This window comes from Ligilactobacillus cholophilus (assembly GCF_030389495.1).
Lineage (GTDB): Bacteria > Bacillota > Bacilli > Lactobacillales > Lactobacillaceae > Ligilactobacillus > Ligilactobacillus cholophilus.
This window is the reverse complement of sequence record NZ_CP127832.1, coordinates 1,164,702-1,189,600: the sequence shown is the minus strand read 5'-3', so window position 1 is coordinate 1,189,600 and position 24,899 is coordinate 1,164,702. Positions and strand designations below refer to the sequence as shown.

15 protein-coding genes, 4 tRNA genes, 3 rRNA genes and 1 riboswitch are annotated in these 24,899 nt (G+C 35.3%); of the genes, 17 read left to right on the top strand and 5 right to left on the bottom strand.

Going from position 1 to position 24,899, the window contains the following annotated elements; translation table 11 throughout:
• The first annotated feature begins 227 nt into the window (after positions 1-227).
• From QPK35_RS06225 to QPK35_RS06200, 6 genes are all read left to right on the top strand, one after another.
• Positions 228-1,791: ribosomal RNA gene (locus tag QPK35_RS06225) — 16S ribosomal RNA — on the top strand.
• A 71-nt stretch (positions 1,792-1,862) separates the two neighbouring features.
• A tRNA-Ile gene (locus QPK35_RS06220) sits at positions 1,863-1,937 on the top strand.
• Positions 1,938-1,945: 8 nt separating this feature from the next.
• Positions 1,946-2,018 (top strand) — tRNA-Ala (locus QPK35_RS06215).
• A gap of 150 nt (positions 2,019-2,168) precedes the next feature.
• Positions 2,169-5,078: ribosomal RNA gene (locus QPK35_RS06210) — 23S ribosomal RNA — on the top strand.
• 80 nt (positions 5,079-5,158) lie between these two features.
• Positions 5,159-5,275: ribosomal RNA gene (gene rrf, locus QPK35_RS06205) — 5S ribosomal RNA — on the top strand.
• Together the 16S, 23S and 5S rRNA genes with 3 tRNA genes alongside form the textbook arrangement of a ribosomal RNA operon.
• Before the next feature lie 7 nt (positions 5,276-5,282).
• A tRNA-Gly gene (locus tag QPK35_RS06200) sits at positions 5,283-5,354 on the top strand.
• 131 nt (positions 5,355-5,485) lie between these two features.
• On the opposite strand, the gene QPK35_RS06195 is transcribed toward QPK35_RS06200, so the two are convergent.
• The gene (locus QPK35_RS06195; protein ID WP_290033090.1) at positions 5,486-6,079 is read right to left on the bottom strand and encodes a sigma-70 family RNA polymerase sigma factor; all 594 of its coding nucleotides are present in this window, start codon (positions 6,077-6,079) and stop codon (positions 5,486-5,488) included.
• Between the two features lie 130 nt (positions 6,080-6,209).
• Positions 6,210-6,389: riboswitch (Lysine riboswitch) on the top strand.
• A gap of 138 nt (positions 6,390-6,527) precedes the next feature.
• On the opposite strand from QPK35_RS06195, the gene yjeM reads away from it, so the two are divergent.
• Positions 6,528-8,036: a glutamate/gamma-aminobutyrate family transporter YjeM gene (gene yjeM / locus QPK35_RS06190; RefSeq protein ID WP_290033089.1), complete on the top strand. Its 1,509-nt coding sequence runs from the start codon at positions 6,528-6,530 to the stop codon at positions 8,034-8,036.
• A 205-nt stretch (positions 8,037-8,241) separates the two neighbouring features.
• Here yjeM and QPK35_RS06185 read toward each other — a convergent pair.
• Positions 8,242-8,314 (bottom strand) — tRNA-Thr (locus QPK35_RS06185).
• A 65-nt stretch (positions 8,315-8,379) separates the two neighbouring features.
• On the opposite strand from QPK35_RS06185, the gene QPK35_RS06180 reads away from it, so the two are divergent.
• The 4 genes from QPK35_RS06180 (at position 8,380) to QPK35_RS06165 (ending at position 10,999) form a co-directional block, all read left to right on the top strand.
• Positions 8,380-8,943, top strand: a complete 564-nt coding sequence (locus tag QPK35_RS06180) for a guanylate kinase (RefSeq protein WP_290033088.1) — start codon at positions 8,380-8,382, stop codon at positions 8,941-8,943.
• Between the two features lie 69 nt (positions 8,944-9,012).
• Entirely contained in the window at positions 9,013-9,441 is a 429-nt protein-coding gene (locus QPK35_RS06175) for a Fur family transcriptional regulator (RefSeq protein WP_290033087.1), read from the top strand.
• A gap of 69 nt (positions 9,442-9,510) precedes the next feature.
• Positions 9,511-10,017 (top strand): hypothetical protein, encoded by a 507-nt coding sequence (locus QPK35_RS06170; RefSeq protein ID WP_290033086.1) that lies wholly within the window; start codon positions 9,511-9,513, stop codon positions 10,015-10,017.
• Between the two features lie 16 nt (positions 10,018-10,033).
• Positions 10,034-10,999 carry a DUF6681 family protein gene (locus tag QPK35_RS06165; RefSeq protein WP_290033085.1) on the top strand — a complete coding sequence of 322 codons (966 nt, stop codon included), beginning with the start codon at positions 10,034-10,036 and terminating at the stop codon, positions 10,997-10,999.
• Positions 11,000-11,030: 31 nt separating this feature from the next.
• On the opposite strand, the gene hflX is transcribed toward QPK35_RS06165, so the two are convergent.
• From hflX to QPK35_RS06150, 3 genes are all read right to left on the bottom strand, one after another.
• Complete coding sequence (gene hflX / locus QPK35_RS06160) at positions 11,031-12,302, bottom strand: GTPase HflX (RefSeq protein WP_290033084.1); 1,272 nt, start codon at positions 12,300-12,302, stop codon at positions 11,031-11,033.
• Positions 12,303-12,328: 26 nt separating this feature from the next.
• Complete coding sequence (locus QPK35_RS06155) at positions 12,329-14,197, bottom strand: monovalent cation:proton antiporter family protein (protein WP_290033083.1); 1,869 nt, start codon at positions 14,195-14,197, stop codon at positions 12,329-12,331.
• 190 nt (positions 14,198-14,387) lie between these two features.
• Positions 14,388-15,035 (bottom strand): VTT domain-containing protein, encoded by a 648-nt coding sequence (locus QPK35_RS06150; protein WP_290033082.1) that lies wholly within the window; start codon positions 15,033-15,035, stop codon positions 14,388-14,390.
• Between the two features lie 203 nt (positions 15,036-15,238).
• On the opposite strand from QPK35_RS06150, the gene helD reads away from it, so the two are divergent.
• The 6 genes from helD (at position 15,239) to QPK35_RS06120 (ending at position 24,591) form a co-directional block, all read left to right on the top strand.
• The gene (gene helD / locus QPK35_RS06145) at positions 15,239-17,557 is read left to right on the top strand and encodes an RNA polymerase recycling motor HelD (RefSeq protein WP_290033081.1); all 2,319 of its coding nucleotides are present in this window, start codon (positions 15,239-15,241) and stop codon (positions 17,555-17,557) included.
• Position 17,558: 1 nt separating this feature from the next.
• Positions 17,559-18,482, top strand: coding sequence for a type I pantothenate kinase (gene coaA / locus QPK35_RS06140; RefSeq protein ID WP_290033080.1), 924 nt, complete (start codon positions 17,559-17,561; stop codon positions 18,480-18,482).
• 97 nt (positions 18,483-18,579) lie between these two features.
• Positions 18,580-20,136, top strand: a complete 1,557-nt coding sequence (gene guaA / locus QPK35_RS06135; RefSeq protein ID WP_290034256.1) for a glutamine-hydrolyzing GMP synthase — start codon at positions 18,580-18,582, stop codon at positions 20,134-20,136.
• Positions 20,137-20,381: 245 nt separating this feature from the next.
• Positions 20,382-20,936: a hypothetical protein gene (locus tag QPK35_RS06130; RefSeq protein WP_290033079.1), complete on the top strand. Its 555-nt coding sequence runs from the start codon at positions 20,382-20,384 to the stop codon at positions 20,934-20,936.
• 33 nt (positions 20,937-20,969) lie between these two features.
• A complete protein-coding gene (locus QPK35_RS06125; RefSeq protein ID WP_353851767.1) occupies positions 20,970-23,078 on the top strand; it encodes an SEC10/PgrA surface exclusion domain-containing protein in 2,109 nt (702 codons plus the stop codon).
• Positions 23,079-23,148: 70 nt separating this feature from the next.
• Complete coding sequence (locus QPK35_RS06120) at positions 23,149-24,591, top strand: ATP-dependent nuclease (RefSeq protein ID WP_290033078.1); 1,443 nt, start codon at positions 23,149-23,151, stop codon at positions 24,589-24,591.
• The last annotated feature ends 308 nt before the right edge of the window (positions 24,592-24,899 follow it).

Genomic DNA, 24,899 nt, shown 5'->3' with positions numbered 1-24,899 from the left:
TGAGACAACTTAGAAAAAGTTTTTTTAAAAATATTTAAAAAAATCGTTGACATTTCTTTATAAATATCATATTATTTATAAGTTGTCTCATGTAAGACATTGAACATGTAGATCTTTGAAAACTGAATATGTTTCGATGAACAAATGTGCAGGGCAATTCATGAAAATGAATGCAAAAACATTTGCGAAGTCAATTCGCTAGTAAAATTTATGAGTCACAAAACTTTTAAAATGAGAGTTTGATCCTGGCTCAGGACGAACGCTGGCGGCGTGCCTAATACATGCAAGTCGAACGAGAAAATCTTACACCGGATGCTTGCATCCACCGTAAGAATTTCGAGTGGCGGACGGGTGAGTAACACGTGGGTAACCTGCCCAAAAGAAGGGGATAACATTTGGAAACAAGTGCTAATACCGTATAACCATGACAAGCGCATGCTTGTGATGTGAAAGATGGTTCTGCTATCGCTTTTGGATGGACCCGCGGCGTATTAACTAGTTGGTGAGGTAAAGGCTCACCAAGGTGATGATACGTAGCCGAACTGAGAGGTTGATCGGCCACAATGGGACTGAGACACGGCCCATACTCCTACGGGAGGCAGCAGTAGGGAATCTTCCACAATGGGCGCAAGCCTGATGGAGCAACGCCGCGTGAATGAAGAAGGTCTTCGGATCGTAAAGTTCTGTTGTTAGAGAAGAACACGTGTGAGAGTAACTGTTCATGCGTTGACGGTATCTAACCAGCAAGTCACGGCTAACTACGTGCCAGCAGCCGCGGTAATACGTAGGTGGCAAGCGTTGTCCGGATTTATTGGGCGTAAAGGGAACGCAGGCGGTCTTTTAAGTCTGATGTGAAAGCCTTCGGCTTAACCGGAGATGTGCATTGGAAACTGGAAGACTTGAGTGCAGAAGAGGAGAGTGGAACTCCATGTGTAGCGGTGAAATGCGTAGATATATGGAAGAACACCAGTGGCGAAAGCGGCTCTCTGGTCTGTAACTGACGCTGAGGTTCGAAAGCGTGGGTAGCGAACAGGATTAGATACCCTGGTAGTCCACGCCGTAAACGATGAATGCTAGGTGTTGGAGGGTTTCCGCCCTTCAGTGCCGCAGCTAACGCAATAAGCATTCCGCCTGGGGAGTACGACCGCAAGGTTGAAACTCAAAGGAATTGACGGGGGCCCGCACAAGCGGTGGAGCATGTGGTTTAATTCGAAGCAACGCGAAGAACCTTACCAGGTCTTGACATCTTTTGACCACCTGAGAGATCAGGTTTTCCCTTCGGGGACAAAATGACAGGTGGTGCATGGCTGTCGTCAGCTCGTGTCGTGAGATGTTGGGTTAAGTCCCGCAACGAGCGCAACCCTTGTTGTCAGTTGCCATCATTCAGTTGGGCACTCTGGCGAGACTGCCGGTGACAAACCGGAGGAAGGTGGGGATGACGTCAAGTCATCATGCCCCTTATGACCTGGGCTACACACGTGCTACAATGGACGATACAACGAGTCGCGAAATCGCGAGGTCAAGCTAATCTCTTAAAGTCGTTCTCAGTTCGGATTGCAGGCTGCAACTCGCCTGCATGAAGTCGGAATCGCTAGTAATCGCGGATCAGCATGCCGCGGTGAATACGTTCCCGGGCCTTGTACACACCGCCCGTCACACCATGAGAGTTTGTAACACCCAAAGCCGGTGGGGTAACCTTTATGGAGCTAGCCGTCTAAGGTGGGACAGATGATTGGGGTGAAGTCGTAACAAGGTAGCCGTAGGAGAACCTGCGGCTGGATCACCTCCTTTCTAAGGAAAAAATACGGAAACTGCACATTGTCGAAACTTATTCAGTTTTGAGAGATCTACTCAATATTAATGGACCTGTAGCTCAGCTGGTTTAGAGCGCACGCCTGATAAGCGTGAGGTCGATGGTTCGAGTCCATTCAGGTCCATCAATAATGGGGCCTTAGCTCAGTTGGGAGAGCGCCTGCTTTGCACGCAGGAGGTCAGGAGTTCGACTCTCCTAGGCTCCATTGATGAATTAGTTCATCAAACTTGTTCTTTGAAAACTAGATAATAATTTATTTCTTAATAAACCGAGAACACCGCGTTTTTAAGAGTTTTAACAAGAATCAAAGTTCTTAATTCGCTAAACTCATAAACCAACTGATCAAATCAGTTCAGGTTAAGTTATTAAGGGCGCATGGTGGATGCCTTGGCACTAGGAGCCGATGAAGGACGTGACTAACTGCGATATGCTTCGGTTAGCTGTAAGTAAGCAATGATCCGGAGATTTCCGAATGGGGAAACCCGAAACCGTTAGGTTTCATCACTAAGTGAATTCATAGCTTAGTTGAAGGAAGACGCGGGGAACTGAAACATCTAAGTACCCGCAGGAAGAGAAAGAAATTCGATTCCCTGAGTAGCGGCGAGCGAAACGGGAACAGCCCAAACCAAGAAGCTTGCTTTTTGGGGTTGTAGGACTGAACATCCGAGTTACCAAGAAATAACGTAGTTGAATGATCTGGGAAGATCAACCAGAGAAGGTGATAGTCCTGTAAACGAAACGTTGTTTCCTCAGTTCAGGATCCTGAGTACGGCGGAACACGTGAAACTCCGTCGGAATCCGGGAGGACCATCTCCCAAGGCTAAATACTACCTAGTGACCGATAGTGAACCAGTACCGTGAGGGAAAGGTGAAAAGCACCCCGGGAGGGGAGTGAAATAGTTCCTGAAACCATGTGCCTACAAGTAGTCAAAGCTCATTAACGAGTGATGGCGTGCCTTTTGTAGAATGAACCGGCGAGTTACGCTTGCATGCGAGGTTAAGACCGCAAAGTCGGAGCCGCAGCGAAAGCGAGTCTGAATAGGGCGCAAGAGTATGTAGGTGTAGACCCGAAACCAGGTGACCTACCCATGTCCAGGTTGAAGGTGCGGTAAAACGCACTGGAGGACCGAACCTGTGTATGTTGAAAAATGCTAGGATGAGGTGTGGGTAGCGGTGAAATTCCAAACGAACTTGGAGATAGCTGGTTCTCTCCGAAATAGCTTTAGGGCTAGCCTCGGAGTTGAGGATCGTGGAGGTAGAGCACTGTTTGGACTAGGGGCTCATCAAGAGTTACTGAATTCAGATAAACTCCGAATGCCACAGATCTATATCCGGGAGTCAGACTGCGAGTGATAAGATCCGTAGTCGAAAGGGAAACAGCCCAGACCACCGATTAAGGTCCCTAAATATGTGTTAAGTGGAAAAGGATGTGGGATTGCATAGACAACTAGGATGTTGGCTCAGAAGCAGCCACCATTCAAAGAGTGCGTAATAGCTCACTAGTCGAGTGATCCTGCGCCGAAAATGTAACGGGGCTAAACACATTACCGAAATCGTGGATGCACGTAGTGCATGGTAGGAGAGCGTTCTAAGGGCAACGAAGTCAGACCGTAAGGACTGGTGGAGCGCTTAGAAGTGAGAATGCCGGTATGAGTAGCGAAAGATTAGTGAGAATCTAATCCACCGAATGACTAAGGTTTCCTGGGGAAGGCTCGTCCGCCCAGGGTTAGTCGGGACCTAAGCTGAGGCCGAGAGGCGTAAGCGATGGATAACAGGTTGAGATTCCTGTACTATTAATTTTTGTTTGAACGATGGAGGGACGCAGGAGGCTAGAGATGCGCACGAACGGAAATGTGCGTCCAAGTAATAAGTCGGTATGAGAGTCAAATGCTTGAATACACAACGACAAGTTACGATGGGGAACGAAATTAAAGTAGTGAAGTGATCGACGTCACACTGCCAAGAAAAGCTTCTAGTGAGAAAATTAATACCCGTACCGCAAACCGACACAGGTAGTCGAGGAGAGTATCCTAAGGTGAGCGAGAGAACTCTCGTTAAGGAACTCGGCAAAATGACCCCGTAACTTCGGGAGAAGGGGTGCTGACCTCCGGGTCAGCCGCAGTGAAAAGGCCCAGGCGACTGTTTATCAAAAACACAGGTTTCTGCAAAATCGTAAGATGAAGTATAGGGGCTGACGCCTGCCCGGTGCTGGAAGGTTAAGAGGAAAAGTTAGCTTCGGCGAAGCTTTGAATTGAAGCCCCAGTAAACGGCGGCCGTAACTATAACGGTCCTAAGGTAGCGAAATTCCTTGTCGGGTAAGTTCCGACCCGCACGAAAGGCGTAACGATCTGGGCACTGTCTCAACGAGAGACTCGGTGAAATTATAATACCCGTGAAGATGCGGGTTACCCGCGACAGGACGGAAAGACCCCATGGAGCTTTACTGTAGCTTGATATTGGGTGTTTGTATAACTTGTACAGGATAGGTAGGAGCCATTGAAGGCGGAACGCTAGTTTCGCTGGAGGCGTTGGTGGGATACTACCCTAGTTGTATGAACACTCTAACCCACGCCGGCAATCACGGCGGGAGACAGTGTCAGGTGGGCAGTTTGACTGGGGCGGTCGCCTCCTAAAAGGTAACGGAGGCGCCCAAAGGTTCCCTCAGAATGGTTGGAAATCATTCGCAGAGTGTAAAGGCAGAAGGGAGCTTGACTGCGAGACCTACAAGTCGAGCAGGGACGAAAGTCGGGCTTAGTGATCCGGTGGTTCCGTATGGAAGGGCCATCGCTCAACGGATAAAAGCTACCCTGGGGATAACAGGCTTATCTCCCCCAAGAGTCCACATCGACGGGGAGGTTTGGCACCTCGATGTCGGCTCATCGCATCCTGGGGCTGTAGTCGGTCCCAAGGGTTGGGCTGTTCGCCCATTAAAGCGGTACGCGAGCTGGGTTCAGAACGTCGTGAGACAGTTCGGTCCCTATCCGTCGCGGGCGTAGGAAATTTGAGAGGATCTGTCCTTAGTACGAGAGGACCGGGATGGACATACCGCTGGTGTACCAGTTGTCTTGCCAAAGGCATCGCTGGGTAGCTATGTATGGATGAGATAAACGCTGAAAGCATCTAAGTGCGAAACTCACCTCAAGATCGGATTTCCCATTCCGTAAGGAAGTAAGACCCCTGAGAGATGATCAGGTAGATAGGATGGAAGTGGAAGTGCAGCGATGCATGGAGCGGACCATTACTAATCGGTCGAGGACTTAACCAAAGGTTAAAAAAGCGGTGAAGGTCAAAAGAATAAATTATTAGCTAGTTTTGAGAGAACAAGGTTTTCTCAAAAGCACAAAGTGCGGTGATGATGGCTTGAAGGATACACCTGTTTCCATTCCGAACACAGAAGTTAAGCTTCAAAACGCCGATAGTAGTTAGAGGAACGCCTCTTGCAAGGGTAGGAAGTCGCCGTGCAATCATTGCGGAAGTAGTTCAGTGGTAGAACACCACCTTGCCATGGTGGGGGTCGCGGGTTCGAATCCCGTCTTCCGCTTATTTTTTTACTTAAAAAAGAAGATTGCATCTATTGCAATCTTCTTTTTGTGTGTAATTAATGATAAAAAATAATTTGTTAAAATATGTTATGTAGTGTTGGAAATATTATAGGATTATTAAATTTTATTATTAACTTTCATATAGCCTTTTTGATAGTTCTCGTCTAACTTTATATAAAGTATTATATACTTTATTGTTAGTGATATTTAATTTATTAGCAATTTGTTTGGGAGTTAAATGAGTATTGAAATACAAAGAAAGAATTTCATTTTCAAATGAAGTCAGATTTTTAATAATGTTTTTGAATTCTAATTTCCCAAAATAAGTTACTTCAATATCAAAACGATTAATTTTGTATTCTACAGGCACTTTTGAATTATGAATAAAAGGATCAAAAGGAGTTGTTATTAAGTTAGCCTTTCTTTTATAGGAACTTTGTTCTCTAAGTAAGCTGCAAAATCTACGTTCAAGATTTAAATAGAAAAAAGTTCCAAAGGATACATCTAAATTAGGATTATAACTATCAAGTGATTTATAACAAGTAATAAAAGCTTCTTGCATTAAATCTTCTAAATCATATAAATTTATGTAATATTTACTGCATATTTTAGTTACTAAAGGTGCATACCTAGTAAAAACTGTAAGCAAGTAATCATTATCAATTACTTTTTTACAACAACAATTAAATTTTTTACAATTATTACACTTTTTTTTATTTGTCATAGTAACCTCATTTCTATGACTTAATAAAGTATAGATCTAACCTATTAATAAAAAAAACAATGATTGTGTAATTTGGAGAATTTATTTAGGGTTGACATTAAAAAAATATAGTTTTATTATTTGAATTAAATAAAATAATAGAGGTTGCAAAAAACATTAGTAGGTTAATGGAGTTTCTGTTAAACGTTGAAATTAACTGAAAGGGGATTTTGCCGAAATATATTATTAAAGACAGTTAATAATATATTGGGACGTAGTTTAAGAGATTACGGACTGTCGCATTAATTTTATGCGGAGCGCTATTATTCAACATAGGATAAATAGAATTTTTAAGTCTTACAGTTGAAATTGAGCTCAGTCAACAGTAGGGCTTTTTATTTATTTAAATTTTGTTGATAGTGTGACACCTTTATTAATTATTTAATTAAATATAGGGAGTCTTTTTATTATGGAAAATCGAAAGAAGATGTCAGTAATGGCCCTTGTATTGATGATTTTTGCATCAATCTTTGGTCTGGGGAATGTAACTACTGCATATTATCAAATGGGGTATGGAGCAATTATCTGGTATATTGCAGGTGCCATTTTGTTCTTTATTCCAACCTCATTAATGTTTGCTGAATATGGTTCAGCATTAAAGGGTAGCCAGGGAGGAATTTATTCATGGCTTGAAACTTCACTTGGTGAGAAACCTGCTTTTATCGGAGCCTTTGTTTGGTATGCAGCTTGGGTTATTACATTGTTAAGTCAATTCTCAACAATTTGTATTCCAATTTCAGGATTGATTTTTGGAAAGGATACAACACAAAGTTGGCATCTTTTAGGTTTGAATTCAACTGAAACACTAGGAATTATTGGAATCGGATTATTATGTTTAATTACGTGGTTAGCTAGTCGAGGTTTTGATAAGATTGAAAAGGTCGCTTCGGCAAGTGGAATAGTTATCCTTGCAATTTCGGGATTATTCATTGCTGCAAGTATTTTGATGTTATTTTTCAACCATGGACATTTAGCTCAACCAATATCAGTTCATGCGATGGTTTCATCACCAAATTCACAATTTAAGTCACCAATTGCTATCTTATCTTTCTTTGTATATGCAGTTTTTGCATATGCAGGGATGGAAACTATGGGAGGAACAATTGATCAAGTTGATAAGCCTGAGCGTAATTTTCCTCGAGGAATTATTTATGCAGGAATTGGAATGATATCAATTTATGCTTTAGGAATTTTCCTTTGGGGTGTAACAGCTAATTGGAACAAAGTATTAGGAGCAAATTCAACAAACCTTGGAAATATTACATTAGTTTTAATGCAAAATCTTGGTTATACAATTGGACGTGAAATTTTCCACTTATCAGTTCATCAAGCTTTAATCATTGGAAATTGGACTAATCGACTAATTGGATTTGAAGAAATGATGTCACTATTTGGATCAATGATTTTCTTGATTTACTCGCCATTAAAAACTATTTTAATGGGATCTCCAAAGCGTTTGTGGCCAGAAAAGCTTACCAAGTTAAATGATCATAAGATGCCAGCTTTTGCAATGTGGATGCAAGCCATTGTGATGGGAGTTGTAATTTTCGGAGTTTCATTTGGTGGGAGAGATGCTCAACAGTTTTACACAGTTTTGACTGATATGAACAATGTTACCTCATCTGTACCATATTTATTCTTAATTTTCGCATTCCCATTTTTCAAGCGAGTTCAAAATTTAAATCGACCATTTGAAGTATTTAAGAATCAAAGAGTAACTGATACAATTTGTGCTATTAGTTGGATTACGATTTTCTTTGGCATTATCTTTACTATTATTCAACCAGTTATGCAACATGATGGTTATACTGCCTTTTGGACAGCATTTGGGCCTGTATTCTTTGCTCTTGTAGGTTGGTTATTCTACCGGCATGCAGTTCGGAATGAAGAGACTGTGGCTCAAGAAGAATTGGATTAAGTTTTATAATTAGATTGATTGTGACAAACAAATGAAGTGGATTTCTAATGATTGTTACGTATTTCATTTCATGTCACAATCTTTTTTTGTGTTAAATTTGAATCTAATCAATGTTCCATAAAGGGGATTAATCAAAAAAAACAAGCTATAAAGCTTGTTTTGTATTGTAGTTAAAATATGCACACCTATAAGATTTCTAATTTTAAGCCACTTATCGGGTTTGAACCGACGACCCCCACCTTACCATGGTGATGCTCTACCTACTGAGCTAAAGTGGCATATTGATACTTTGTAAGTATATTATATAATCATTAAGGATGCAATATTGAAAGGATACTTTTTAATGAAACATTTGATAATTCTATGTGGTGCTTCAGGTACTGGTAAAACAACGATTCAACAATATTTAAAAGATAAATATCAGATGCCACGTGTAATTACACATACTACAAGAAAAAAACGAGATAACGAGATTGATGGAGTAGATTATTATTTTGAAACTGATAAAAGCTTTGATCAAAAGCACTATTTTGAATCTGTAAATTACGATGGGAAAAAATATGGGTCATCACAGGAAGCGTTACAAGAAGCTTGGAAAAAATCTGATTTTGCCACATTAGTTGTAGACACACCAGGAGCAATTTCATATGTAAAAGCTTTAGGAAATCAGGTAACTGTGTTTCATATTCAAGTAAGTGATTTAAAAGAATTGAAAAAAAGATTAATTAAACGAGGAGATAATGCTGAGTTAGTTAAGCAAAGATTGGCTAGCAAGGAAAGTCAGAGAGATTTAAATGTACCAATTGAAATCAAACAAAATACGATAATTATACATAATGATGACTGGAATTTAACTAAAAAAAAGATTGATCAAGCGGTTCAAAAAATTCAGCAAAAATTTCAGTAAAAAAGTATTGTATTTATGTTATCCAGGTGGTAAATTTAATGCAATCGGTAATTTTAAAGGGGATATAAAATGATTGATAGTGCATTACAAATTTTAAGACAAAACAATTTAAAAGTAACTAAGCAACGAAAAGATCTTTTAGCATACTTAAATCAATATCAAGATAAGTATATTAATGTATCCGCTGTAGATGAACATATGCATAAGTTATATCCTCGAATGAGTCATAATACAATATATCGAAATATTCGAGATTTTAATCACTTAGGAATTGTTGAGTTACAAACTAAAAGAAATGTATTACAGGTTAAATATCAATGTGATTTTAAACATGTGCATCATCACCATTTTATTTGTACTAATTGCGGAAAAGTTCAAGAATTGTCACAATGTCCGATGGAACAATTCCAACGGCAATTGCCAGGATGTAAAATTAATGGGCATAAATTTGAAATCTACGGGATTTGTGCGGAGTGTTACGAAAAATTCAAAAATTGATAGAAAATTAATCATAAATAAAAATTAAAATATTTTTAAGGAAGAGATTAAACGGGAGGGGAATTTTAAATGAAACGAATAGCTCCATTTATTACGCCATTTGCGATATTTTCTGCTGTATTAGCACTTGGAGCAACTAATGTCGCTGTTAATACAGTTACGCATACATCAGAGGGAAAGCCTAAATCAAGCGTAGTTTCATCAAGTGTAGCAAAGAAATCGATTAGCTTAAAATCAAGTATTGTGCATTCGATGCCTAACGATGAAAGTAAGCAAGAGGATGTTCCAAGTAAGCCAGCAGATCAAACTTCGGTTAAAGCAGATAATCAAAGTGTAACGAATAAACAAGAACAAACTAATAATGATCAAAACCAAACTAGTCAAAAGACAAATACAACAGGTAATGATCAAAAGGCAGACAATAATAATACAGATACAAATACAGATAATAATACGGATACAAATAATCAAACTAATGAACAGACTAACCAAACATCGCAAACACAACAAAAACAAACACGCGATGCAACTGGCGGAACTGGAAATAATCAAACTAATACAAATAATCAAGAATAAAGGAGTCGAATAATAGATGTTTACATTTCTTGATATGATTCGAGCTTCTTTAAATTATGTCAATTTAAGTACAGTTTTAAAGAATCGAATTTATACTATTTTAGCTACTATTGGTAATTTTTATTTACTATATGTTGCAATAAAATTTTATATTAATGGGTATTTTCTTCGTGGTACTTTATTTTTGTTAGCGTTTATTGGAATTTTATATTTTTCATATTTGAATTTACTTTATTATTTTACAAAAACAAAAAAATCTAAAATTGATGTTTCTCCTTGGATAGAGAAAAAATTACATTTGCAAGGACAAGATCCAATGTCAGCTGCAGAAGCAGAAAAACGAGAGTTAATGCCTGGATATGTACAAACTAATGGGATTTTTAAAAATGAAAACTTTTTACCAGCAGCAGTTGTGCATTCAGGAACACAACATCATAATATTCAAGAATTGGCACAGCAATTAACACGAATGGGATACTTAAAATTAGATTATGGTGGATTAAGTGAAGCTGAAATTTACGAAAAATTGGAAAAGCTTAATAAACCACAAAAAGCATTAAGTGCTCCAGTTGCATTACCTTATTTTGAATTAGCACAAAAGGGAAATTCATTAGTAATATATGGTGGTTTAAACCAAATTGAGCGAAAAGAACTTGCAACCATCCGTGAAGTAGGATTATTGAGTGCAAGAGAAGCAATGAAAAAGTATCAATTATATTTAGCAACAGCAGTAATTACAGGCGGTCCTGAAAAAATTTTAGGTCGAAGTGGTTTAATTGAAAAGAATAATCCATTTACTTTAGATGTACAAATTGCATATCGTAAAAAAGAAACTGCTGACAGCTCATCACAACAAAGTCGTGTGGGAGGCACTAACTCAGGCTTTTCTGAAACAGTAGAAGAAACTTCCACAATGTCACGGTCTCAACATGAAACTGTGGAAACTAAAGTTCCTAACAAACATTGGAGAAGTCGAAGATAAAAAAAGAAGTTGCAATATTGCAACTTCTTTTTTATTTATCTTCATCAACTATGAAAGATGCTAATTGTTGTTTTAATTTAGGCGAAACATCAGCGGTAATTAAAGTACCATCATTTTGGTATTCAGTTTCTTTAATGTTTGCTTGTTGATTTAAAATATCAATGTATTTGCCTTGGTTAAACGGAATAAGAAACTTCTTAGTTTGATAGTCCTTAAATAATTCTTTATGCAATAAATCAAGTAACATAGTAATTGATTTTTGGTCTTTAGCACAGTAAGTAAACTGGTTACTTTCTAATGTTGGATAAGGAATATTTGCTTTGTCAGCTTTATTAAAAGCATAAATCATTGGAATGTTATCAACTCCAATATCGCGTAATGTATCTTCCGTTGTCTGAATCATTTGACGATAATTTGGATCAGAGATATCGACTACTTGAATTAAGAGGTCTGCTTCAGCAGCTTCTAATAATGTTGATTTAAAGGCCTCAACTAATTGGTGAGGTAATTTAGATACAAATCCAACGGTATCACTTAAGATAAATGCTTTTTTATCAGGTAAAGTGATTTTACGGACATATGTATCTAACGTAGCAAAGAGCATGTCTTTTTCAAAAACGCGTTTGCTATCATTAATTTCCAAATAATCAAGAATATTATTCATAGTTGTTGATTTACCAGCATTAGTATACCCAACTAAAGCAACTGATTTTAAGTCAGATTTTTGACGCTTTTTACGTTGTGTGGCTGTATCACGTTGGACTTCTTTTAGTTCCTTACGTAATGCAGAAATTTGTTTTTGAATTGTACGCCGGTTTAATTCAATTTGAGTTTCACCAGTACCACGGTTAGTGAATCCACCACCTGTATTACCACCAGCAGTTTGTTGATCCATTTTATTAATGCTTGCGGTTCTGATTCGAGGTAGCTGATATTGTAGTTGTGCGATTTTTACTTGTAATTTTGCAACTTTTGTATGTGCTCGTGAAGCAAAAATATCTAAAATTAAAGCAGTGCGATCAATAATATCTAGTCCTGTTTCTTCCTCAAGATTACGAATTTGAGTTGGTAAAAGTTCATCATTAACAATTAAAGCTTCAGCGTCTAAAGCAATTGCTTGTTCACGAATTTCTTCAACTTTTCCTTTACCAAAATAGGTTGCAGAAACAGGTTTTTCAATATTTTGGCGGATCTCGCCAACGACTTCCATGTTGTCTGCATTGGCTAAATTCGCTAATTCTTCCATTGTATAGTCAAAATTAAGCTGTTCGTTTTCGATTCCACCAATTATAACTGATTTCATATTATTATCCCAATCTATTTAAAATTTTAGTAATTTTCCTCATTTAGACGGCCTAATGATTTACGAATTTTTTGAACAACATCACGTTCACCAGAGAAGATGATATGATCATTTAATTGAATTCGTGTTTCACCGTGAGGAGCAATAGCATGTCGATTACGGAAAATTCGACTGATTGTAATGTCCTTAATAAATGGCAATTTGTGAATTTCCAAACCAGCAAAGCGTGCATTTCGAACAGTAACTTCGTAAATGTGAGCATCGCCACCATCAGAAAGGACTTGAAGCATTGATGGTGATTCAATTGCAGTCCGTAAGATGTTAACATCCATACTAAACTTGTTGATTGTATCAACGCCAGCTTCATCTAATTCTTTTTCCATTGTATCATTAGGGTCACGACTTTCAATATAAGCAATGACTTCTTTTACTCCATACTTTTTAGCGTTCATCGCCAAGTTATAGTTTACTAAGGTATTATATGCTAACACTAATATATCAGTGTCGAAAATTTCCTGTTCAATTAGGTCATCTGGATTTAGAGACTTAACTAACTGAACGTTTGAACGAGATTTATATGTTGTATAATCTGCTTGTTTATCAGTATAAATTTTCACATCATACCAGTCTTTAGAAACTTGTTGAGCTGCAGGGATTGTAAGGAAGTTTGCGCCAATAATAGTAACTTTAGTTTTTTGAACATCTTCTGGTTCTGGTTTATATAACTTGTTGAATAAAATTGGAGCAAATATACATGTTAAAATACCAGCTAAAATGAATGCCCCAGATTGTTGTGGAGTAATTGCATTTAATTCTTCAGCGACAGTTAAAGTAGCTAATACTAATGTAATTGTTGTTGTTGAAAGAATGGCAGCAGCACGTGAATTTCCCTTTGAAAAACGCGTACGGTAGCCAAAGTATGCAGGAAGTTTAGCTACAATAAATGCGATAAAGAATAATGGTATTAATATTAATGTCTTAGGAGAAGCTAATAATGAAGGAATGTTTAGCTTCACTCCAGTTATAATGAAGAAGTAAGGAATAAAAATTCCATATCCAATTGAATCAAGTTTGCGTTGAGTTTCTTCTTCTGGTTGAAGTAATTTAACTACAATTCCGGCAACGAATGCCCCTAAGATATTTTCGGCACCAACTTCTTCCGCTAATACCACTAATGTAATGATGATTAAGAAAGCTAAACGCATATCTAATTGAGTAGTTGATTTATTGATCGTGTCAAAAAATGTAAAGAACTTACGAAAATGACGGAAAAATAAGGCAGCTACAATGAAGATTAGTGAAATTAACCATAAAGTTTCTCCCTTACCTGAATATAGGGATGAATACACTGTTAGTGTCAATAAAGGAACAACTTCACCTAATACGGCAAATAGAAGTATAGCTTGACCAAACGGCTTGCTTAATAATTCATTTTCTTTAAGTAATGAAATTACAACGCCTAAAGAGACGGTTGCAAATAAAATAGTAGCAAGCATAAAGTTAGTGAAGAGACCAGAAACTTTAAATAGAATTGCTAGAATCACGGCTGTTACTACACTAAGACCATAAGCTAAAATTGCCGTTTTTAATGGCGAAGTTTGAGGTTGTGCATTTGCTTTTTTTAATTCAAGCGGCGTCATTCGTTTTTTGCTATTCTTTTTAAATAAAGAAAAATCAATTTCCATACCACTCAAGAACATCAAAAAGATAACCCCAAGAGTTGATAAATAACTTAAAACGCTATTCATTTTTACTAAATGAAGGCAACTTTGGCCTAGAATAATCCCGACAATTACCTCAGCAACAGATGTTGGAACAACTGAAACCTTGAAACGGGATAAAATCATTGGTGTTGCAAACATTGCAACTGTAACGATTACTAAAGAAAGTGTCATATAAAATCCTCTTTCGTTAAAAATTACTATCACTATTATAATAAGAGATTGTTATATAAGTCCAATCTCTGATAAATCATATGATTAATTTATAAATTAGGAGGTTGAGGCATTTTGAATTAAATTTTTCAATCTAATATAATTCTTTTAATTTTAATAATAAGTAAATCAAATAATGATTAGGTTATTATTACATCATTTTTTCTTTTCTTCGTTTTAAGAAATTGGAGATGCCGGCAAATATAGCAGGGATAATTGCACAAATTGCAATCCCAACAAAGATTTCGGAGAAGTGTTGTTGAACAAAAGGTACTTGACCAAAGAAATAACCTAAGAAACTGCCAGCTGAAACCCAAAGCAATACTCCTAATAAATTATAAAAAGCAAATTTTTTAGTTGACATCCCAATTGTTCCTGAAATTAAAGGAACAAAAGTCCGGATAAGTGGAATAAAACGACCAAATATTACGGTTTTACCGCCATGACGATGGTAAAAACGGATGCCAGCTTGCAAACGAGCTTCTGTTAAATGTTTTTTGAAAAATGGAAGTCGCTTCAGATGTTTTCCAATTTCAAAGTTTACTGTATCACCGATCAAAGCAGCAAAGAAATAAACTAAGAATAAAATGCGAATATCGAGAATTGAATTTTTTACGGATGCAATTGCACTAGTAAAGAAAATCAATGATTCGCCTGGAAGAAATGGGAAAATAACTAACCCAGTTTCCATAAAAATTAAAATGAAAATTAATATATAAGACCAGTTTCCTAATCCTTCAATTAATGGGAAAAGATATTCTTTAAAATGAAGAATACCGTAAATAATTTGACTGAGCATTGCCTCACCTACTTAAATTTAGTTATTAAATATAATACCGCGCAATGGTGTTTTGACAAAATTTTATTACTTGAATTGGCGTAAATTTAATATAATCAATAATTTTATGTGAATGCGAGATTATAGCGCATCTTTTGAATTAAATCTGCTGATTATGCTAAAATATTATAACTTGTATTTTAAAAGGGAAGGGAATAGTTTCGATGAGTGCTGATCAAATAAAAAAACAAGAACAAGCAAGAATGGATATGGTAGTTGACAAAATCAAGACTGCCGAAAAAAAGGACCAAAAAAATATTGAAAATGCTGAAAAGGATGAGCGAGCAATACAGGCAGATTTTAAAAATAATGTCCGTATAAAGACTTCAACTTATTCTGGAATGATGGATACAGCTTTATCTGTACGTCAACAGCAGCAACTATTACAAGAACGGCAAAATAGTTGGCAACAAGCTACAAAAGAATTAGAAGTATTACAAAAATTAGAAAAGAAGCCATATTTTGCACGAATTGATTTTCAAGAAACTGGTTCTAATAAAACGGAAACAGCATATATTGGATTAGCAAGTTTCTCAGATACTCCAGACCATTTTTTGGTGTATGACTGGCGTGCGCCAATTTCGAGTGTATACTACGACGGTGGTTTAGGAAAAGTTTCATATGAAACACCGGACGGTACTCAAACCGTTAATTTGACATTGAAACGTCAATTTATGGTAGAAGATGGCAAAATCATTACCTTATTTGATACAGACGAAACTGTGGGTGATCAAATGCTTTTAGAGGTTCTTGATGAATCTTCTGATATTAAAATGAAAAGCATTGTAACCACTATCCAAAAAGAACAGAATAAAATTATTCGTGATACAAAGTCAGATTTATTGTTTGTTCAAGGGGCAGCAGGTTCAGGAAAAACATCGGCAGTATTACAACGTGTTGCTTATCTATTATATCGTTATCGTGGTAATTTAAATTCCAGTCAAATTATTTTATTCTCACCTAACCAATTATTTAATGATTATATTGATCGTGTTTTGCCAGAGTTAGGTGAACAAAATATGGTTCAAATGACATTCTATCAATATACACAACGTCGGGTTCCTCGCATTCATGTTGAAACATTGCAAGAAAGATTTGAAGAAACAAATACGGGAAATAATAAAAAAATTAAAGCGTTAAAAGATAGTCTTGCCTTTTTCAAGGCTACTCAAAAGTATGCTAATTATTTGGAAAAAGATGGAATTGATTTTAAAGATATTAAATATCATGGAAAAATTGTTTTTACGCGTGAAAAAATAAGAGATATTTATTACAGTTTCAATGAAAATTATCATTTAAGAAATCGAATTAGTGCAACTAAAGAAGAACTGCTTAAGTTATTACATCGAAAGTTAAATCGAATTGCAAAAACTGATAAAGTACAAAAAGCAGTTCAAGATCTAAGTCATGAGGAATTGAATAGTTTATATGGTAATAAGAATCGTGATAGTTTTGAAAATGGTGCAGATGAAATGTTCTACTTAGCTAAAAACTATGTAATGAAACATTTTCAACAAATTAGACAAACAATTATTCACAACAGATTCTTAAATATTAACAAGCAATATTATGATTTCTTGCGTGCGACGCCACAGTTAATTAATTTAACTGCCCACGATATTACGACTGAACAATGGGAACAACATGTCGCAACAATTAAGCAAAATTTGATTGATAAACATTTATCAATGACAGATGTTACAGCATATCTCTTTCTATACGATTTAATTACTGGGAAACGTGAGAATACTGATATTCGAGAAGTCTTTATTGATGAAATTCAAGACTATACAGCTTATCAATTAGCTTATTTAAAGAATGATTTTCCACGTGCTAAGTTTACAATGCTCGGCGATTTGAACCAAGCAATTTTTACAAAAGAAAATAGTCATAGTTTATTGGAAGAATTATCAACAATGTTTGATCCTGATAAGACTAAAGTAGTGCAGCTAACACAATCTTATCGTTCAACTAAACAAATTACAGACTTTACAAAGGGTGTCCTCGTAAACGGTGAGAAGGTAACAGCCTTTAACCGAACAGGAGATTTACCAACCATTACTATTGATGATTCAAATCAAAAAATGGTTGCAGATGTAGTACGTCAATTGCAATACAATAGAAGCAAAAAAATGACAACAGCAATTATTGGTAAGACATTGGCAGAGTGTGCAACGTTGACAGATGAATTAAAACAACAGGGTGAGAATGTAAGTTTAATTAAAACCGAAAATCAACGTTTAGTTGAAGGAACTTTGGTTGTTCCAGCATATTTAGCTAAAGGTTTGGAATTTGATGCAATTATTATGTGGAATGCTAATAAGGCAAACTATCATGATGAAGATGAACGTCAATTAGTATATACAATTTGTTCACGTGCAATGCATCGATTAGATATATTTGCTGAAAAAGAATTATCACCACTATTTAATAATGTGAAAAAGGAGACATATGTGATGCACAATCGCATCGCTGATAAATAAAATGGAAGAATCATTAAATTATTTTAGAATCCCGCGAAAAAAATGGCGTGAATACTATGAAAAGAATATTGTGCCATTGACAGAAAAAGAGTTAGAGCATATTAAATCATTGAACGATCGGATTTCAATTAAGGATGTTCAAGAAATATATATGCCACTTGTTTATTACATTGAAATGCAATTGAATGTACAAAAATATAAGCAAGAACAAACAGCTCGTTTTTTAGGGAAACCACTACAAAATATTCCGTTCATTATTGGGATTGCGGGATCGGTTGCTGTGGGGAAGAGTACAACTGCACGTTTATTAAAGTTGTTATTAAAAGAAGCGTTTCCGGGGAAAAAGGTACAACTAATCACAACAGATGGATTTTTATATCCAAATGCATATTTAAAGGAACATCAATTACTTAATCGTAAAGGATTTCCGGAAAGTTATGATATGGAGAAGTTGATTCACTTTATTGATGAAGTTAAAAGTGGAAAGCTTGCACAAGCACCAGTTTATTCACATCAAAGTTACGATATTATACCAAATCGAGTTGATGTTGTTAATAATCCAGATATTTTGATTGTAGAGGGGATTAATGTCTTACAGTTACCAAGCAATCAACAAATTTATGTAAGTGATTACTTTGACTTTTCAATCTATGTGGATGCAGAAGAAAAAGACATTCGTCGCTGGTATTTGGAACGGTTTGAAATGCTTTTAAATGGAGCATTCAATGATCCGCATAATTATTATTATTCTTTAGCACAAAAAGAGAATCGCGAAAAGGCGTTTCAAATTGCTAAGAATACATGGGAAACAGTCAATCATGTAAATTTACATGAATATATTTTACCAACTAAGAATCGAGCAGATTTAATTATGGCAAAAGGAAGTAATCACTTAGTAAACGAACTTTTGTTGCGCAAATACTGAAAAGTGCGTTTATTTACTGATAATAATTAAATTTTAATTGACATCATTCGGGTGTCTTTGTAAAATGGATAATAATATCAATGATGAGGTGAAAAGCATGGTAAAGGATGAAATGCAAAATTTCGATAAGATTATCGTGCTTGATTTTGGTAGTCAATATAATCAATTGATTACACGACGTATTCGTGAATTTGGTGTGTATTCAGAACTCTTATCACATAAAATCACGGCTGAAGAAATCAAGCAAATCGCCCCTAAGGGAATTATCTTTTCTGGTGGACCTAATAGTGTATATGATGATGGTGCTTTTAAGGTCGATCCTGAAATCTTTAATTTAGGAATTCCTGTTTTAGGAATTTGCTATGGGATGCAATTAATGGCACACACTCTTCCTGGGGGAAAAGTAGAAACTGCTGATAATAAAGAATATGGTAAAGCAGATATTAAGGTGACTGATGATAATGCAGTTATGTTTAAAGGTTTACCAACAGAACAAACAGTTTGGATGAGTCATGGTGATTTAGTAACTCAAGCACCGGATGGATTTAAAGTTGTGGCTACAAGTCAAAACTGTCCTATTTCAGCAATTGCAAATGATGAAAAGAAATTTTATGGATTACAATTCCACCCAGAAGTGCGTAATACAGAATATGGTAATGATATTTTAAGAAGATTTGCATTTGATGTTTGCCAAGCAAAAGATAATTGGACAATGGACGATTTCATTGACATGCAAGTCAAGAAGATTCGTGAAACTGTTGGCGATAAGAAAGTGCTTTTAGCTTTATCTGGTGGGGTTGATTCATCAGTTGTAGGTGTATTGTTACATAAGGCAATTGGTAATCAATTAACAAGTATTTTTGTTGATCATGGTTTATTGCGGAAAAATGAAGCACAACAAGTAATGGATAGTCTAGCTGGTAAGTTCGGCTTGAATATCATTAAAGTTGATGCACAACAACGTTTCTTGGATAAGTTAAAGGGCGTTTCAGATCCTGAAAAGAAACGGAAGATTATCGGAAATGAATTTATTCAAGTCTTTAATGATGAAGCTAAGAAGTTAGATGGAATTAAGTTTTTAGCTCAAGGAACGCTTTATACGGATGTGATTGAATCAGGAACGGATACAGCACAAACAATTAAGTCTCACCATAATGTTGGCGGACTTCCAGAAGACATGGATTTTGAATTAATCGAACCATTACGTACATTATTTAAAGATGAAGTTCGTGAATTAGGCGAAAAATTAGGAATGCCTCATAATTTAGTATGGCGTCAACCATTCCCAGGCCCAGGTTTGGCAATTCGTGTAATTGGTGAAGTAACTGAAGAAAAATTACAAATTGTCCGTGATGCAGATGCAATTTTGCGTGAAGAAATTGCTAATGCCGGTTTAGACAAGGAAATTTGGCAATACTTTGTAGCTTTACCTGGAATTCGTTCTGTTGGTGTAATGGGTGATGGACGAACATATGATTATGCAGTTGCAATTCGTGCCGTAACTTCAATTGATGGAATGACTGCGGACTTTGCAAAAATTCCATGGGATATTTTACAAAAAATCTCAGTACGAATCGTTAATGAAGTTCAACATGTTAACCGTGTAATGTATGATATTACTTCTAAGCCACCTGCAACAATTGAATATGAATAATATTAGAAAGTTCTTGTTGGAAAGCCAACAAGAACTTTTTTATTAAATTGATTTAAATAAATGCAACAAATAATTTAAATGTGTATCTTTTTGGTTTCAAAATGGGAAAAATGATTATGATTTGTTAAATCTAGGACATTATTTAGCTAAAGAAAATTGACAAAATTTTAGTGGGGGGGGGTAAAATCAACCTTGTAAACTTAAATATTTATATTTTAGGATTTACTAAAGGAGTTAGGTGAAAAATGAAGAAAAAAGCTTTAACAGCAATTGCCTTAGGTGCTGCAACAGTAGCAACTGGAATGGCAAGTAACGTACATGCGGATACTGTAACCGTAACTAAAGAAGAAATTGGTGATCAAACAAAGATCACTACGACAACAACTAAAACAGAAGTAAGTCAAGATAAAATCAATCAAGACAAGCAAGCTGTTTCAGACCAACAAAAAGTTGTCGACCAAACAAAAAATGAAATGGATCATGCACAAAGTATTGTTAATGCTGACAAGGATAAAGTTAATGATGCACAAAACAATGTTGATAGTGCCAAAGACGCTTTAGATAAAGCTCAAAGTGATAAAAATCAAGCAACATCTGACAATATTGAACAAAATAAGCAAGATCAACAAGCAACTCAAGACAAGATCAACCAAGATCAGTCTGCAGTCAATTCTCAACAACAAATCGTTGATCAAAACAAGAATACTGTAAATCAAGCCCAATCAAGTGTTGATCAAGCCAAACAAAATCAACAAACTGCACAAAATAACTATGACCAAGCAGTAAAAGATCAACAATAAGCCCAAAGTGATGTCAATAATGCTCAACAAGCAATTGATAATCAACAACACCAAATCTCTAATGACAAGAATCAAGTCTCACAAGACCAAACTAATATCAATAACACACAAAATGAAGTTAAACAAGATCAAGCAAACGTTGATCAAGATAAACAAAATATCGATAATAATAGCCAAAAGGTTAAAGATGACCAAGCAAAACTTGACCAAGACCAAGCTAAGTTAAATCAGGCTCAACAAACACAACAAAATGACCAAAATAAAGTTAATGATACTCAAAAACAATTAGATAAGGTCAACTCTCAAATCAATAATCAAGGTGGAAGTGTGCCTACTACTCAAGTACCTCAAGATTATATTGATGTTCTTGAAGGAAAGAAACAAATGGATTGGGATACTGCTGATAATATCATGGATAATGTAGGACCAGCATTCAAAGATTCATTTGTTCCTTCATCATCTGATGATTATCATGTTGATCCAAGTAACTTAACTCAAGATCAAAAGAACGAATTAAATATCTATGCAGCACAAATCATCAATGGTATTCGTCAACAATTTGGTACAACACCTGTTAAGACCAATGAAGCAATTATTGATTTAGCTGATCAAGTTGCTAAGAATTATAATTCAGATAACTTTAATTCACAAAAGATGGAGGATAATGGCATTGGTGCTGGTCATGATGCTAATGCATTAGGAAATCAAAACCTTAATGACAATCCTTACGGAATTACTTGGACACGTGGAAGTCAAGACAAAGAATTCTTCGAATGTATTGGAAATGCATCAAATACTTTTGACTATAATAATTGCACAATGAATGATCTTAAACATCAAATTTTGTTGGGTATTGTTGGTGATTTCTATAATGATACTGATCCTAACTTGAATCATGCTAAAGCTATTGCTGGTCTTTCAGGTGGAACGTATGTTGGAACATCAATTGATAAATATGGTAATGTCCATTTTGAATTTTCTGACGATAATGTTGAACAATCTGTAAAAGATGCAATGAACAAAACAAATGTTTCAATTCCATCAGATAGTGATTTGCAAAACCAAAAGAGTGAGTTGGAAAATCAACTTTCACAACAAAAACAACAAGTTGAACAAGATAAGCAAACAGTTCAAGACTTACAAAATCAAGTAAATGCTGATAAGGAACAAATCAAGAATGATACTCCAACAGCATTACAACAAAAACTTGAACAAGACCAAAAGAAATTGGCTGATGATCAAGCTAAGTTAAGTCAATTACAAAATACTTTGAATAATGATCAAACAAAACTTTCACAAGATCAAGCAAAACTTAAGGACTTACAAGAAGCATTAAGTGATCCTCAAGCTTACTTACAAAAGGCACAAGATAAAGTTAACTCAACAAAGACAACTTTAGATAACGCCAACAAAGATCTATCAGATAAGCAAGCAACACTTGATCAAGCAACAAAGACTTACAATGATTCAGTAGATAAGTTGAATCAATTGAAACAACAATTAGCCAATGATCAAGCTAAGTTGAAACAATTACAACAAACTGGCAATGACTACGCTAATGCAGACAAGGCTTTGCAAGAAGCACAAGATGCATATAACAACGCAGTGAAAGATTTGAATGATGCACAAAGTCAAATGAACGCTGATAGTGATACATTAGCTAAGGCACAACAAGCATACATTGATGCACAAAACAAGTTGAACGAACTTGAAACAATTTTGAAGAATGATGAAAAGACAATTACGACAGTAGATGTACAATGGATTAAACATCCACATACAACAGCTGAAATGGGTAATGAAGTTGTGCTTGGTAGTTCAAAACAAAACACTTCTACTGCTGTAACAATGCCAGCCGTTAATAGTGAAAGCTCATCAGTAGATGAAGCAAACACTGTTCACGCTGATACAGTAAGTGCAGTTAAAGAAGCACAAGCGGAAGAAGCAACCGTAAAAGAAGCTGACGTAATTCACTTTACAACACCAGCACCAACAAGCATTGCCAAACAAGAAGCTAAGGAAAACACATTGCCACAAATGGGTGATAATAACTCAAAGGCAACACTTTGGGGAGAGATCTCATTAGCTATGGCAGGTATTTTAGGAATGTTAGGTTTAGCAAAACGTAAACGTCACGAATAAAAAATGGTATAATAATAAAAGAATAAAAAGCCTTAATTTATTAAGGCTTTTTTAGGTTAAAGGAGAAAAAATGTACATTAAAAAATTAATATTAGAAAATTTTAAAATTTTTGAAGGAACGAATGAATTTACCTTTTCTAAAGGTGTTAATTATCTTGTAGGAGAAAATAATTCTGGGAAAACTACAGTATTCGATGCAGTAAAATTTTTAACGAAGAAAGTATCTCGTGATCAATATATATATCAAAAATATATCCAAGATATAAGTAAAGATGTTAGTGTGACTTTAGTATTAGGTGATTGTACAATTCTTCCTTCAAAAGCTAAAAAATATGAAAATTATATTAATTGTGATGAAGATAATAGTCTAATAATAAAAAAGACCTCAGAAGTATTAGAGGTTAATGGGAAAAAAACAAGTATTCAAAATGTGTTGGTACTTAATCAGGAAACAAATGAATATGAGAATCCTACAGGTGTACCTAATACAATTACGGCATTGTTAGATTGTTTGTTTATAGATGCTAATAGACATAATGAAGATATACAAGATTTTTCTAGTACAAAATTAATGGGAAAATTAGTTTCAAAAGTAACTGCTGATTTTCAACAAACAGATGAGTTCAAAGAACTTGAGCAAAAACACAAAGAAGTTTTTGGGGAAAAGGGAATAGGTCAACAATTAACTGAAATTGAACAAAAGTTGTCTGATACTGTAAAAGCCCAGTTTGGAGAATCTGAAATTAAAATTAATTTTGACTTTCCAAAAATTAAAGATTTACTAAAAAAAGGGAATATTCAAGTTAAAGAGCAGGGAATAAATACTGATATTAGTGAAAAGGGTAATGGTTTACAACGTGCAGTTTTATTGGCTCTTATTCAAATAAGTGCAGAGTATGACGATAATGAAGCCAATGAAAATATACTTTATTTTTTAGATGAACCTGAATTATTTTTACATCCAAGGGCACAAGACAAATTACTTAAATCTTTAAATAAACTTGCCTGTAACGATAATAGTCAGGTATTTATCACAACTCATTCACCATACATTTTAAAAAATTATAATATGAATAATAGCAAAGTATATATTTTAGATAAAGATAGCGAAAAAATTCATTATGAATCAATGGAAGATTTGGTATTGCCTGACGTAACAGTGGGAGAAATTACATATAAAGCGTTTAAAATACCTAATGTAGAATTTCATCATAGGTTATTCTCTGATATTTATGGATTGTGGACTGAAAAAGTTAATAAATATCGGCTTACTACAATAGATGAGGAATTATTTGTAGGAAAATATAATCTTCCTACCAAAAAATATATTCCAAAAAAATGGGGACAATGGAAAGATGAGGAGGATCGATCTATGCCATATATTATTCGTAATTGTCAAGATCATCCAGAAGTAAAAGAAAGAAATTCTTACTCAGAGGAAGAATTAAAATCATCAATTGAGTCATTAGTGCAAATTTATAAAGATTTAAAGAGCGAAGTAAATGAAGAATAAGCAAGTGAATATGGAGTGGTTTGTGCAGCGAAGAGATATAAGATTATTTCGTATTTGAAATAATTAGTAAGTTAATTTTATTAAAAGCAGGGAATTAACCTTGCTTTTTTATTTGCATTTTTTGTTTTAAAAATTCTAAAATAATGCCAAAAATATTAAGTGATAAAAGTATGATAAATAAAGACTTGTTAAGGCAAGGCAAAAAGATTTAGAGATAATAAAATGCCAAAATGATGCCAAGAAAGTTCAAATCTAGGTCGTTATTATATCTAAAAAAATCTATATAGTTGAATATGAATAATATTAAA